Raw genomic sequence first — 13,295 nt, 5'->3', positions numbered from 1 at the left:
CGACGAACCACACCGCACGGTTTGTGCGATGTGGTTCGGGTCGAGTCAGGCCGTATCAGCAGGTTCCACTGCCGCTGCCTCCGGTCCCGGGTGCGCCTGCGACCAGGCCTGCGCCGCCGCTGCCGCCGTTGCCGCAGTTACCGAGGGTGCCGGTGCCGGTCTGGGCACCGCCGTTGCCGCCACCGCCGCCTGCCCCGCCGGTCCCGAGCGCGCCGCTGCCGCCGTTGCCGCCGCGTGCGCCGGGCCCGCCGTTGTTGTTCGCGCCGGAGGCGTCACCGCCGTTACCCGCTCTGCCGCCTTCGCCGCCGGTGTCGACCGCCACGGCGTTACCGCCGAGGCCGCCCGCGCCGCCTGCCGCGCCCGCGGTGCCTGCGCCGCTGGTGTCACCCGCGCCGCCGTTGCCGCCCGCGCCACCGGCTCCGCCGGAGCCGCCGTCGGGTCCGCCCAGGCCACCGATGCCGCCGAGGCCACCGGTACCGAGCACACCGAGTCCGCCGTTGCCGCCGATCCCGCCTGCGCCGCCCGCGCCGCCGCCGAAGCCTGCGCCGCCGCTACCGCCGTTGCCGCCCGGACAGCTCGGGGTACCGGCGCTGCCGTTGCCGCCGACGCCGCCGGCCGGCTGTGAGGCCGTGCCGGGAGCACCGCTGGCGCCGTCCATGGCATTGCAGGCCGCGAAAGCCGGTGGGGCGACAGCGATCATTGCGCCCGTGGTCATAATGATGCCACCGAAAAGGGCGGCGATACGGGTGCGTGTGTTGCGTGTAGTAGTCATGATAATGCTCCTGTATTGCTTATTCGCTGTGGCCGATATCGTGAAATCGGTCATGGTGGCGCGCGTCCTCGCTTTTCCGCATCGGTGTGAAGCAAGGCGAATGCGCAGCGCGTCGCGGCGCATTTCACCGGCTCGCCGTTTATTGGCAAGCCAATTACTTCGCCGGTTTCGTCAGCGGTGTGTGAGACTTGGAACTCTGTGGTGGACGTAGTTTTCGCCGTGTTCAGGCTGTCATGTTCTAATCCGTTGCTACGGAGGCTGTTACGGACGACCACATCGGGTGGTCACCATCTCGTACGAACGCCTCTGTGCCGGTAATGAAGCACTGACATCGGCGGATATTCATCCACGCTTTGACTCATCTGCCAGCAGCGACCATCAGATCTGATATCGGCCGGGCTGGAGCAGCAAATTCAGCCTACCTCTTTTTGGCGGCGATTACTACGGGGGCCGGCGCAGGCAAAGTGGATAATTGATTTTCACATTGTATTTTCGGAAATAAGTTACGGTTCGGGTACCGCCGCTGACTCTGTACTTTCAGGGCGCTGATCGGTCACGACCGAGTCAGTCGCGCGCCCCACCTGGTCCGCACGGTGGCCCCCGGCGTCAGCCGGATCACGCCGTCGCCGCTGTGAAAAGCATTGGGCGGGCAGGTCATCGGCTCGGCGGCCAGGCCGGTACGCCGGTGTGCCGGGGCGAGGGTATCGGCGGTGAACAGTTGCAGCACCGGATAGGAGTCGTCGACCCAGAGCTCGGCCACCGCGCCGTCTTTGCCGCGCAACCGGACCCACGCCCGTCCGTTGTCGTCGCGGGCCAGGTCGGTGAACGGATGATCGATGGTCAACGCGCCCAGCGGTTTCGGCGTGCTGAAGTCGAACGGTGTGCCGCGCACGGATTCGGTGCCGATCGGCAGCTGTCGGTCGGGGTCGGTGACGATCCGGGTCGCGGCGTCGAAATGCAGGACGGCGGCGTCGATCCCGCCCTCGCCCGGCGAGAGATACGGATGGTGGCCACAGCCGTACGGTGCCGCGGTCGCGCCGAGGTTGGTGGCCGTCGTGGTGACCGTCAGCCCGTTGTCGGACAGTGCGTAGCAGATGGCGAGGTCGAGATGGAACGGATAACCCTTGCAGGGATGCAACGTGGTGCGCATGGTGACCTCGTCCTCCTGCGCGTCGCAGGCCCGCCACGGCCGCCAGCGCAGCAGCCCGTGGATCGCGGTGCGCGTCGCCGGCTCGGACAGCGCGAGCTGATGGTCGACGCCGTCGAAGCGATACCTGCCGTCCGCCAACCGGTTCGGCCACGGAATCAACGCGGCGCCGCGGCCACCGTCGGCCATCGCCAGCACGTCGTAGGGCTCGAGCACATCGCGCCCGGCCACCCGGAACTCCCGGATGCCGCCACCGACCTCGACGATCACCGCCCGTTGGTCGCCCCGGCCGATGGCGAACTGCTGTCCCGACGGTGGCGGAGTCATAGGTGAGGACGGTACCGCCACCGGCCCCGCCGTCCTCTACCACCTCCGAGCTAACCCGGGCAGCCAATGAAAGTTAGTACTTTTCAAGGGTTTTGGGGGATGTTACCGTCGCTTCTTCCGAGGTGCAGTTCCTCGGTTACCCACAGGGGAGCTCATGGGCGATATCTTGCAGGCCGATCTCGACGCGCTGCGCGGGCTCGGCAAGGCCCTCACCGGACGTGCGACAACCATTGCCGGCATCAAAATCGACGCGCAGACAACCATGCCGGATTCGCCGGTGCAGCAGGCGATGACGGCCGTAGGCCCCGCCGCGCTCGCGGCTTATGGCGCACTGCGGAGCAACATCGAACAGATGGCGTCGGTCACGAACTCCGGCGTGAAGGCCTACAGCGACGTCGAACGAGCCTTCGTCGAGCAGTTCCGCAGAATCATGCCGCCGAACCCCGGTAAGGCGAAGCAATGACGACGACGATCAGCCACGTGCGCGCGTGCGTGCCGTCGACGATGGTCACCTACGGCACCCAATTGGCGTCGCGCACCGGTGATTTCGTGCGCGAGGTCGACGGCATGGGCCGGGACGTGGACGCGGTGGCGAAAGGCTGGAAGGGGGAGGGTGCGGCGGCGGCGTCGGTGCGCGCGCTCGGTGAGAAGCTCTCGGCCAACTACATCGACGAGGTGGCGGGCCGGATCGCCCAGTACTTCGCGACCTACGGCCTGCAACTGGATCTCACCAAGACCTCGTTGCTGACGATCGTGGACAACGAGGCGGCCGCCGCGGGCATGAAGGTCGCCGACAACGGTACGGTCACCGCACCGAGATATCCCGGCAGCCCACTGCTCGCACTCATCATGCAGGCGAAACTCGACAGCCAGGCCACTGGTTTCCAGACCAGGATCCAGACCTTGCTGAAGAGTTTCGCCGAGGACGAGCAGCAGGCCGCCGGATCCATCAACAAGGGCGTGGAGGGCTTGCAGGTGCTGACGAAGTCGCCCGGGGCGCCCATGCCCGAACTGCCCCCGCTGGCCCTGCTCCGCTCGGCCGACGGCCGCTACGAGATCGGCCCGCCGAAGATACCGGGCGTCCACCACGACGACACCTTCCTCTACAACACGAAGGAAGGCGGTTTCGGCGACTGGCTGGCCAAGCAGAAATGGCAGGCGAAGCTGGCGGGCGGCGAGGCCTTCAAAGATTTCGACGACGCCACCGCGTTGTACCGCCACTACTGGGACAACAACGGCAAGCCGATGAAGTTCGACTACGCCGAGGGCTACAACGAGGACAGGTCGATCAAGCAGGCGGTGGACTACGAGATCAGCCGAGCCGCTGCCGCCGCCGACCAGTTCGTCCGTAGTGGAAACAAGAACTTTCAGATGAATGGCAAACCGATCAGCGTCGGCAAAGACGCGGGGACGAACTACCCGGTGACCGAGAACTGGCAGAAGGCCATCGGCGGCTACCAGCAGTACAGCCATTCGAACGTGCGGGTCGAGGGCAATCGCGTGGTCATGGACGTCACGGTGTCGGCCCAGGACTACTACAACTTCGACAAGGGCAAGCACGACAAGGGCACCGGCGTCAGTGATGCCGAGAACGGGCGCTTCGCCGAGATCGGCTGGGCAAAGCCGTTCGAATCGAGCGGCAGCCTCACCCGGACCGTGTCGTGGGAGGTGGGACAACCGCCGTCGAGCGCGACCGTGGACGGCGGCTCCGACCCGCAACGCAACCCCGGGCGCGAGGATCGCAGCGACAGTCGCTACGACGGCGACGACGGACGGATGCCGGACAACGACCGCGAGACGGGTAGCGCCCGCCCGAAATGACCGTGCCCCGTAGAGTTTCGGCCGCTGCCGCCCTCGGGGCAGCGGTACTGGCCGTGCTCGGCTGCACCTCGCCGTTCTCCGACTCCGTCCCGCAGGAAAGGACCAGCCAGGTGTCCGACCCCGTTCGCTCCGACCCGGAAACTCTGATGAAGTACTTCCCGCTCATCGGGCGACCCGCGTCGGTCTCGTGGATCGACTGGGACAATTCCTCCGGCGCCCCGGGGCCCACGATCTACTGGGTGGACGCGGTAGTGGAACTGGAGCCGGCGACCGCGGCGGAGCTGCGGGGCCGGTATGCGCCCGCCGAGCCGGTCGCCGCACCGACGCTCAAAGACGGTCTGCAACAGGTGGTTCCGGCCGGGACCTACGTCACGGGGCCGGAATTCGACGCCGCGCTCGGCGGTTCCACCGAGTGGGGCGGCTCGGCGCGCGGATACCTGCACTCCGACCGGCCGCTGCTGATATTCCAAGCCTCGGCCGGCGGCTGAGCGCGCATTAGTTTTTCGATCGAGTGAGGTTTTTCCGTGCATCCTGCGCACGAAGAGCTGGGCATGAAAGTCCAGCGCGCCCAGTATGAATTGGCCCAGATCCGTGGTGTCGGCAAGGTCGACGGCGTGCGCGTGGAGGTCGATGCCGAAAACCGGCTGCTGTCGCTCAGCGTGCCGAATGCCGAGCGCATCCTCGCCGCTTACGAGGCCGCGGTGGCCGACAAGCAACCGCAGGTCGAGGCGGCGATGCGCGAACTCACCGAGGACCCGCAGGTGAGTTCCGCGCGAATTTTCGCCGAGGCCAATTCCGCGCGACTGGAGGCGGAGCGGCGCGGGCAGGCCGAACACGCAGGCAATGGTCGCTTCGAATCGGGGTGGTGAGTCGGCAGGGGTCGGGCACCACCTATGACGTAGTGTCAACGTCGTAGGTCTACGCCCCTGACCTATCGGAGATAGGGAATGAGGCCCACCCGGATGACCGAGCCCCCCGCAAAACGCGGCAGTTCCCGATCGGGCAGCGCGCGCAACGGAGGCGCGGCCCCCGGTCGGGGCGAAAGCCCGGTCACCAGGGCGGCCGTGCTGGACGCCGCGCTGGCGATCATCGACAGCGACGGGGTGGACGGGCTGTCCATGCGGCGACTGGCCGACGCGGTCGGCCGGGACCCCATGGTGATCTACCGGCATCTACCCAACAAGGCGGCCGTCCTCGACGGAGTCGCCGAGCTCCTGTTCGCCCAGCTGACGGTCGACGCCGCCGATCCGGACTGGCGGCACCAGTTGCGGGCGGTCGCACACGATTTCCGCGAACTTGCCCTCGCTCACCCGCGGGTGGTTCCGCTGCTGGTCACCCGACCGTTGGCGACGCCACTCGGGTTGCGCCCGCCCTCGGTGGTGCGGCCGCTCGAGCACATGCTGGCCTTGTTGACCAGGGCCGGCTTCTCGGGAGCCGACGCGCTGCACATCTATCGCGCGCTGTTCGGATTCCTGTACGGGCATGTTCTCAACGAGCTGCAGGAGATCGTCGAACGGCCCGAAGAGACTGACGAGGTGCTCCGACTCGGGCTGCACCGGCTGCCGATCAGCGAGTTTCCGCTGCTGCGCGAACTCGCGCCGGTGCTGGCCGCCTACGACGGCGCCGCCGAACTCGAACGCGGGCTCGACATCCTGCTCGCCGGACTCACCGCGACGCTGCCCGGTCCTGACTGAGGGATCGTGCGGCTCAGTTGGCCCCGCCCTCGGAGTCCCAGCGCTGCTGTGCCACAACTGATTCGGCGCTCTCGGGCGCGACGCCGGGTGTGACGGTGCCGGCGAGGCCATTGATCAAAATATCCAGGCCGAGTTCGAGTTCTGCGACACCGTCGTAGGCGGCCAGGTCCGAGGCGAGGCTGCGCAGTAGCGGAAATTCGCCGATGGGCAGCCGATTGAGGCCCATCCGCAGCAGATCGGTGATTTCCTCTGGTCGTTCGACGACTTCCTGCAGCTCGGTGAGGATGTGGCCATAGAGGAATCCGAACAGCGCCCGGTAGATGTGCAATGCGTCGGTGCCGCTGAAATCGGCGTGGGTGAGCAGCACGAGCAGGCGTTCGAGTGGCCGCAGCGTGCCCGTCGGCCGCAAGCCGATCGGCGTCGCCAACGGGCGGGTCACCAGCAGCGGCACCACATTCGGATGGGCGACGGCCAACCTGCGGAAGTCACGCGCGACGGCGCGCAGCTGATGCTGCCAGTCGGGGTCGGTGGTGTCGATGGTCAGTTGTTCGAGCACGATCTCGGCGACGCCGTCGAGCACCGCGGCCTTGTTCGCGGCGTGTCGGTACAGCACCATCGGGTCGCGCCCGAGTGCCGCGCCGAGGCGGCGCATGGACAGGTGGTCGACGCTGTCGCTGTCGATGATCTCCAATGCGGCCGCGAGCATTGCGGCCCTGGTCAAGGGGTGGTTCCTGCGGTTCTTGCGTGCGGGCAGACCCGCCTCGGCATCCGAGGGGTCGCCTGGCCCGGCCCTGATTCGATTCATCGAATCCAGCGCCTTTCCGGCTGAAGGGTGCGTTGTCAACAATGTAAGCCTACGCTGTAGACATACGCTGTTCGGGAATCCGAGGAAACGAAGATGGCAATTACAGAGGTCGCTGCTTACGCGCACCTGAGCACGGCGGATATCGAGGCGCTCGGGCTCGAGCTCGACGTGATCCGCCGCGACATCCAGGAGCAGCGTGGCGCCCGCGACGCCGCCTATATTCGTCGCACCATCGCGTGCCAGCGTGCCCTCGACGCCGCGTCCCGGCTGACGATCGCGCTCAGCCGCGGCCGCACCGGCTGGCTCGCGGGGACCGCCGGGCTGGCGCTGGCGAAGAGCATCGAGAACATGGAGATCGGCCACAACGTCTGCCACGGCCAGTGGGACTGGATGAACGACCCGGAGATCCACTCCAGCACCTGGGAGTGGGACATGGCGGGGGTGTCGGCGCAGTGGCGCTATTCGCACAACTATCGCCACCACGTCTACACGAATGTGCTCGGCATGGACGAGGACATCGGCTTCGGCGTCATGCGGGTGACCCGCGACGAACGGTGGAAGCCGGGCCATCTGCTGCAGCCGCTGCGAAACCTGTTGCTGGCCGCCACCTTCGAATGGGGCATCGCGCTGCACGGCCTGTACTCCGAACGCGAGCGGGCGATCGGCCCGATGCAGAAGGCCGCGCAGACCAAGACGTTCCTCGGCAAGATCGCCAGACAGACCGGCAAGGACTATCTGCTGTTCCCGGCGCTGAGCGGACGCCGCTGGCGGCGCACCCTCGCCGCGGACGCGAGCGCGAACGTGCTGCGGAATCTGTGGGCATATGTGGTGATCTTCTGCGGGCACTTCCCCGACGGCGCGGAGAAATTCGAGCCGACCGTGGTCGCCGACGAGACCAAGGGGGAGTGGTATCTACGCCAGATGCTCGGCACCGCGAACTTCGATGCGGGCCCGGTGCTGGCCTTCCTCAGCGGCAACCTCTGCTATCAGATCGAACACCATCTGTTCCCCGACCTGCCGAGCAACCGGTACGCCGAGATCGCGCTGCGCGTGCGGGAACTCTGCGACAAATACGACCTGCCCTACACCAGCGGCTCCTTGCTGCGCCAGTACCTGCTGACCCTGCGCACCATCCACAAACTGGCCCTGCCTGACAGCCTGCTGACCGCGACGTCCGACGACGCTCCGGAAACCGCCTCGGAACGAAAGTTCCTCGGTGTCAAAGCTTTCGACGCACCTGACAGCGTCCGGCCGCTCGGCCGGAGTGGGCTGCGTACCGCACTGCGGCGCGCAGAGAAGTCACGGGTAGCCATGCGGAGGTCACCGCGCCGTCCGCTCCGGATCAATCCGGCCGACACCAGGCCGCGGCAGGAGGATCGACCATGAGCGAGCGAACCCCGACACAGTCTGCTCCGCGCACGACGGAGCAGCGCACCGGCGAGGCACAGTCATGACGCGATCGACGACCCGCGCCGGGCAACGCGCACTGCGCCTGCGGCTGAAGCCGAAAGCGCCGAAGACCGGATACGTCGACGGGGCCTGGTGGCCGCACAGCGAAGATTTGGCGGCGGAGCTGCCCGCGCTGCTGGCCGCCGTCGCCGATCGGATCGGGCCCATTCATCACGTGGCTTATCCGCTCGACGAATGGGCGCGAACGACGGGTGAACTCGTCATCGCCGGTCGAACAGTGCGAGTCGAGGGGTTTCGGCAAGGGACACTGCACACGGTCGAGCTGCTCGGTGTGAAGAACCGCAGGGTGGTGCTGTTGGTCGTGCCGCCCGCCGCCGTTGAACTCGATGCCGCGGCGACGATGGTCTCCGCGTCCGCCGTCGACGACGAATCGGCGGTCGACGAGTTGCTGACGATCGGCACCCGCGAGCGCGGTGACCGCGCCGAAGGTGCCGCGGCGGTGCAACGCTGGGATTCCGAAGGCGGCGCCGACCGCGGCCCGCACTGATCAGCGGATGCGGGCCACCGCGCCGAGCATGGAGACCGCCTCCGGCCTCGGGTGTGGGCGCCACTCGCCCGGCCGCCACGTCATCACCGAGCCGATGCCGGGTGGGACGAGCTCCAAGTCGGTGAAGAAACGGGTGAACTCCTCGGTGCTGCGTAAGCGGAACGGAACTCCGCTGCGCAGGTTGGCGGCGTTCGACTCGGCGAGCTCCTCGTCGGTGAGATGGTCGCTGGTGGCATGGGTCATCACCAGGTAGCTGCCCGAGGGCAGCGCGTCGCACAGCTTGCGCACCAGCTCGTAGGGGCCGTCGTCGTCGGTGATGAAGTGCATGATGGCCACCAGCATCAGTGCCACCGGCTGGTCCAGGTCGAGGACCCGGGCCAGGTCGGGGTGGGCGAGGATGCGGTCGGGCTCGCGGATGTCCGCGTCGAGGTAGGCGGTCGCGCCCTCGGGTGAGCTGTTGAGCAGCGCGCGGGCGTGCACCAGCACGATCGGGTCGTTGTCGACGTAGACGACGCGGGACTCGGGGGCGATATCCTGCGCGATCTCGTGCACATTGCCCGCGGTGGGCAGGCCGGCCCCGATGTCGAGGAACTGCCGGACACCCGCGTCGGCCAGGTAGGCGACCACCCGCCGCAGAAAGCTGCGATTCTCCAGGGCGGCCAGGCGGACGGTGGGGAAGGCCTCGGCCACCATATCGGCCGATTCCCGGTCCGCGGGGAAGTTGTCCTTGCCGCCGAGCCAGTAATCGTAGCGGCGCGCCGGATGCGGCTTGGATACGTCGATCCGCGAGGCTGGGGGTTCCGAGTTCACAACGCCCTCAATTCATCTCGACTATTGTCATCATGTCAGTTCGAGTTGCGAACCGGTAGCGATGGTGCCGTCGCGCCGTCCGGAAGGCTTCATCATGCCACTGCAGTACAGCCCATACGACTTCGACGTCCACCGCGACCCGTACCCGTACTACGCGAGGCTGCGAACCGAGGCGCCGGTCTACCGCAACGAGACCGACGACTTCTGGGCGCTCTCCCGGTATGCGGATGTCCTTGCCGCACTGCGCGATTCGGACCGATTCTCCAGCGCGAACGGTGCCATCCGGATGGAACCGGCGTTCTGGGGCCCGCAGGCCGAGCAGATGTTCTCCTTCGTCGCGATGGACCCGCCCCGGCACACCCGGCTGCGCGGGCTGGTCGCGCGGGCCTTCACCCAGCACCGGGTGCAGGGGTTGGAACCCCGGTTACGCGAGATCGCCAGCGGGCTGCTGGCGCCCCTGCTCGAGCGCGGCAGCTTCGACATGATGGCCGATTTCGCGGGCCCCTTCCCGACCGAGGTGGTCGCCGAACTGGTCGGCGTGCCCGAGCAGGACCGCGAGATGCTGCGCAAACTCGGCATGGAAATCATGTACAACGACGAGGAGTCCACCGATCTGCGGCCCGAGGCCATCCAGGCGATCGGCGCCCTCATCGGCTACTACACCGAGTTGACCATCGCACGGAGCCAGGACCGCCGCGACGACCTGTTGTCCGGGCTGCTCGACGCGGCCGACGGTGACGATCGGCTCACCCCCGAGGAGATCGTCAGCGTGCTGATCCTGCTCGTCGGCGCGGGCATCGAAACCACCATGCTCACCCTCGGCAACCTCTGGCACACCGCATGGCAGCATCCCGACCAGCGCCGCAAGGCCTTCGACGGGCGGATCGCCGCCTGGATCGCCGAATCCATGCGCTACGAACCGTCGACCCAGACCACGCTGCGCACCGCCACCGAGCCGTTCGAGCTGCACGGGGTGTCGATTCCGGCCGGCGCGCGCATGCTGCTGCTCCTTGGCTCCGCCAATCGCGACCCCGCGGTCTTCAGCGACCCCGACACCTTCGACCTGGACCGGGACACCGGTGCGTCGCTGGTGTTCGGCAGCGGTCGCCACCACTGCCTCGGCGCCAACCTGGCACAGCTGGAGCTGCGGGTCGCCCTCGAGGAGATCGTCGGCAAGGTCGCCGACTACGACATCGACCCCGAGGGCGTGCGCCGCATCCACGCCTCGAACAACCGCGGCTTCGCCGCCCTGCCCACCACCGTCACGGCCCGCTGAGCGGACCGGGCGGGCACGTTCGCCCACCCTGCTCCCGATATTCGGAGCGGAGAGGAGGGCACCCATGACCCGTTACTGGCCCATGACTCGAGCAGCACTCACGATCGGCTCACCGTTCGGCCCACGCGAGGGCGGTTTCCACGCCGGGCAGGATTTTCCGGCGCCCGACGGGACGCCGATCTACGCGTGTGCCGGCGGCACCGTCCTGTTCCTCGGCGCCGCCGGTGGGTACGGCGAGTGGATCGTCATCGACCATCCGAACGCCGACGGTGGTGGGGTGAGCGAATACGGACACATGTGGGACGCGGGCGCGACCGGACTGTCGGTCGGTGACCGCGTCGAGGCCGGGCAGCTGATCGCCTACGTCGGCAACAACGGCGGATCCACCGGCCCGCACCTGCACCTGAGCGTCATGCCGCACGGGTACGACCCCGGTGCCAAGATCGACCCACTGGGGTGGCTGCGCGGCGCCGCCTATCCTGCGGATTTCCTCTGGGGGCTCGGCGAGGTCGAACAGCGTGAACTGCTCGACCGGACCCGCGAGGTGTGGACGCAACTGTGCGGTCCAGCAGGCCGGGGATGGGCCCAGCTCGGACAGAACGCGCAGGGGGAGAACCGGACTGTCGTCGATGCGCTCGCCGAGGTACGGCACGCGGTGCAGGCGGGTTGACCGCGCTGTCCGCGGCGGGCAAGGTGAGCCGATGGGCAGTGAAGAGGTCCGCGCCGGGGTGACGCTGACCAATCTGGACAAGCCGCTGTTCGACGGCGCCGAGGCGACCAAGCGCGATCTGGTCGACTACCTGGAGGCCGTCGGCGATCGACTGGTTCGACAGCTGCGCGACCGTCCGCTGTCGGTGGTGCGGGTGCGGCCGGGGCAGCAGCCGTTCATGCAGAAGAACCTGCCCAAGTACACCCCGGACTGGCTGCATCGGGTGACGGTGTGGGCCGAGAGTTCGCACCGCGAGGTGACTTACGCGCTGTGCGACGACGTCCGCACGCTGCTGTGGTTCGGCAATCAGCGCGCGGTCGAGTACCACACCACGCTGCTGCTCGCCGAGCACAGCAAAGGCCCGACCCATCTCGTGCTCGACCTCGATCCGTCGCCGGACCAGCCGTTCCGGCAGGCGGTGCTGGCCGCGAAGCTGGTCCGCGCCGCGCTCGCCGACGACGGGCTGGCCGGTGCGGTGAAAACCAGTGGCGCCAAGGGGGTGCACGTCTTCGTGCCGCTGGTGCCCGGTCTGTCGATCGAGGACGTCGCGGCGGCCACCCGGGCGGTCGCGGCCCGCGCCGAGCGGCTCGATCCGGACCTCGCCACCACCGCCTTCATCCGCGAGGACCGGGGCGGGCGGGTGTTCCTCGACTCCACCCGCGCGGGTGGCGGGACCGTCGTCGCCGCGTACAGCCCGCGGATCCGGCCGGGCACCACGGTGTCGTTCCCGGTCGGCTGGGCCGATATCGACAACGTCACGCCGCAGGATTTCACCGTCCGCACCGCGCTGAACCAGCTCGGCGAGCGCGACCCGTGGGCCGACGAAATGCCCGAACCCCAAACGCTGCCCGCCGATCTCATCGAGGAGGGCCACACCATTCCCATCGCCCGCGTTCAAGCAATGCACGAGGGCAAGCGCCGGGCCCGCGCGCGCCGGGAAAATCCGCAACCGGAGCAATAATTCGCGGCCGCACGGACTCGCTGCTGCTCGGCCTCGGGAATGTTCTGCCCACTCTCGATGGTTCCACCAATCCCGGCGCTCCGGCGCGGGATGTCGAGCTAGCAGAGAAGAGGGCAGCAATGCCGGTTAATGATCTACCTCGGGTCGAGCACAGGTTCGTCGAGGTCGATGGTGTTCGGGTGTTCTACCGGCAGGCCGGGCCCGAGGACGCGCCGGTATTGCTGCTCCTGCACGGATTTCCATCGGCGTCGCACCAATTCCGCAGGCTGATCGATGCCCTCGGCGGCAGCTATCGGCTCATCGCGCCCGACTATCCGGGCTTCGGGCACACCGACGCGCCCGAGTCCTTCACCTACTCCTTCGAGCGGCTGGCCGACATCGTCGAAGGGTTCCTGGAGCGCCTGGGACTCACGCGATTCTTCCTGTACGCCTTCGATTTCGGCGCACCGGTCGGCTTCCGCATCGCGACCCGGCACCCCGAATGGGTCGCCGGACTGGTCATCCAGAACGGAAACGCCTACGAGGAGGGCCTTTCCGACGGCGCCCGCGACTTCGTGGCCCTGCGCCCCGACCAGCCCGACGCCGAACCCGCCATCCGGGACCTGCTCACCCTCCCCGGCACCCGCGGCCAGTACGAGCACGGCGTCGGCGACCCCGAACTTCTCGCCCCGGACGGCTGGACTCTCGACCAGCACTTCCTCGACCTGCCCGGCCGCAAAGCAGCCCAGGTGGCGTTGGCCTTCGACTACCACTCCAACGTCGAGCAGTACCCGCGGTGGCAGGAATGGCTACACACGCACACCCCGCCGACCCTGATCGTCTGGGGCCGCAACGACCCCTTCTTCCCCGAGCCGGGTGCGCACGCCTACCTCCACGACCTCCCCGACGCCGAACTCCACATCTTCGACACCGGCCACTTCGCCCTCGAAGACAAACTCCCCGAGATCGCCCCGCTCATCGCCGACTTCCTGGACCGGCACTGGCCGAAGGATTGACCGCCTTGCGGCCCAACGGTT

At 67.9% G+C, this 13,295-nt stretch carries 15 protein-coding genes; 11 read left to right on the top strand and 4 right to left on the bottom strand.

Annotation, left to right across the window (positions count from 1 at the left end):
• Positions 1-55: 55 nt before the first annotated feature.
• Positions 56-772, bottom strand: a complete 717-nt coding sequence (locus DMB37_RS40480) for a hypothetical protein (protein ID WP_167768813.1) — start codon at positions 770-772, stop codon at positions 56-58.
• A 553-nt stretch (positions 773-1,325) separates the two neighbouring features.
• Positions 1,326-2,246, bottom strand: coding sequence for an aldose 1-epimerase family protein (locus tag DMB37_RS11655; protein ID WP_240772345.1), 921 nt, complete (start codon positions 2,244-2,246; stop codon positions 1,326-1,328).
• Between the two features lie 154 nt (positions 2,247-2,400).
• Between DMB37_RS11655 and DMB37_RS11650 the strand changes: the two genes are divergently transcribed.
• The 5 genes from DMB37_RS11650 (at position 2,401) to DMB37_RS11630 (ending at position 5,761) form a co-directional block, all read left to right on the top strand.
• On the top strand, positions 2,401-2,709 hold the full coding sequence (locus DMB37_RS11650) for a hypothetical protein (RefSeq protein WP_135232711.1): 309 nt from the start codon (positions 2,401-2,403) through the stop codon (positions 2,707-2,709).
• Entirely contained in the window at positions 2,706-4,067 is a 1,362-nt protein-coding gene (locus DMB37_RS11645) for a hypothetical protein (protein WP_135232710.1), read from the top strand. Before DMB37_RS11650 ends, DMB37_RS11645 begins: the two co-directional genes overlap by 4 nt.
• A complete protein-coding gene (locus DMB37_RS11640; protein WP_135232709.1) occupies positions 4,064-4,555 on the top strand; it encodes a hypothetical protein in 492 nt (163 codons plus the stop codon). The genes DMB37_RS11645 and DMB37_RS11640 overlap by 4 nt, the downstream gene beginning before the upstream one ends.
• A 36-nt stretch (positions 4,556-4,591) precedes the next feature.
• Complete coding sequence (locus DMB37_RS11635; protein ID WP_135232708.1) at positions 4,592-4,936, top strand: hypothetical protein; 345 nt, start codon at positions 4,592-4,594, stop codon at positions 4,934-4,936.
• Positions 4,937-5,029: 93 nt separating this feature from the next.
• Complete coding sequence (locus tag DMB37_RS11630; RefSeq protein WP_135232707.1) at positions 5,030-5,761, top strand: TetR/AcrR family transcriptional regulator C-terminal domain-containing protein; 732 nt, start codon at positions 5,030-5,032, stop codon at positions 5,759-5,761.
• Between the two features lie 13 nt (positions 5,762-5,774).
• Here DMB37_RS11630 and DMB37_RS11625 read toward each other — a convergent pair whose 3' ends face one another.
• Complete coding sequence (locus DMB37_RS11625; protein ID WP_135232706.1) at positions 5,775-6,566, bottom strand: TetR/AcrR family transcriptional regulator C-terminal domain-containing protein; 792 nt, start codon at positions 6,564-6,566, stop codon at positions 5,775-5,777.
• A gap of 93 nt (positions 6,567-6,659) precedes the next feature.
• Between DMB37_RS11625 and DMB37_RS11620 the strand changes: the two genes are divergently transcribed.
• The gene (locus DMB37_RS11620; protein ID WP_135232705.1) at positions 6,660-7,952 is read left to right on the top strand and encodes an acyl-CoA desaturase; all 1,293 of its coding nucleotides are present in this window, start codon (positions 6,660-6,662) and stop codon (positions 7,950-7,952) included.
• A 64-nt stretch (positions 7,953-8,016) separates the two neighbouring features.
• Positions 8,017-8,523, top strand: a complete 507-nt coding sequence (locus DMB37_RS11615) for a DUF5994 family protein (RefSeq protein WP_206055230.1) — start codon at positions 8,017-8,019, stop codon at positions 8,521-8,523.
• Here the strand turns inward: DMB37_RS11615 and DMB37_RS11610 are convergent, their stop codons facing one another.
• Complete coding sequence (locus tag DMB37_RS11610; protein ID WP_135232704.1) at positions 8,524-9,333, bottom strand: SAM-dependent methyltransferase; 810 nt, start codon at positions 9,331-9,333, stop codon at positions 8,524-8,526.
• A gap of 94 nt (positions 9,334-9,427) precedes the next feature.
• Here DMB37_RS11610 and DMB37_RS11605 point away from each other — a divergent pair, with 94 nt between their 5' ends.
• The 4 genes from DMB37_RS11605 to DMB37_RS11590 all read left to right on the top strand — a co-directional run bounded on the left by DMB37_RS11605 (position 9,428) and on the right by DMB37_RS11590 (position 13,274).
• On the top strand, positions 9,428-10,609 hold the full coding sequence (locus DMB37_RS11605) for a cytochrome P450 (protein WP_135232703.1): 1,182 nt from the start codon (positions 9,428-9,430) through the stop codon (positions 10,607-10,609).
• Positions 10,610-10,673: 64 nt separating this feature from the next.
• On the top strand, positions 10,674-11,279 hold the full coding sequence (locus tag DMB37_RS11600) for a M23 family metallopeptidase (protein ID WP_240772344.1): 606 nt from the start codon (positions 10,674-10,676) through the stop codon (positions 11,277-11,279).
• Positions 11,280-11,310: 31 nt separating this feature from the next.
• Positions 11,311-12,279 (top strand): non-homologous end-joining DNA ligase, encoded by a 969-nt coding sequence (gene ligD / locus DMB37_RS11595; protein ID WP_135232702.1) that lies wholly within the window; start codon positions 11,311-11,313, stop codon positions 12,277-12,279.
• Between the two features lie 119 nt (positions 12,280-12,398).
• Positions 12,399-13,274 (top strand): alpha/beta fold hydrolase, encoded by an 876-nt coding sequence (locus DMB37_RS11590; protein WP_135232701.1) that lies wholly within the window; start codon positions 12,399-12,401, stop codon positions 13,272-13,274.
• Positions 13,275-13,295 lie beyond the last annotated feature (21 nt).

It is taken from the genome of Nocardia sp. CS682 (assembly GCF_004634405.1).
GTDB classification, from domain to species: Bacteria; Actinomycetota; Actinomycetes; order Mycobacteriales; family Mycobacteriaceae; genus Nocardia; species Nocardia ninae.
This window is presented reverse-complemented; position numbering and strand designations above follow the sequence as displayed.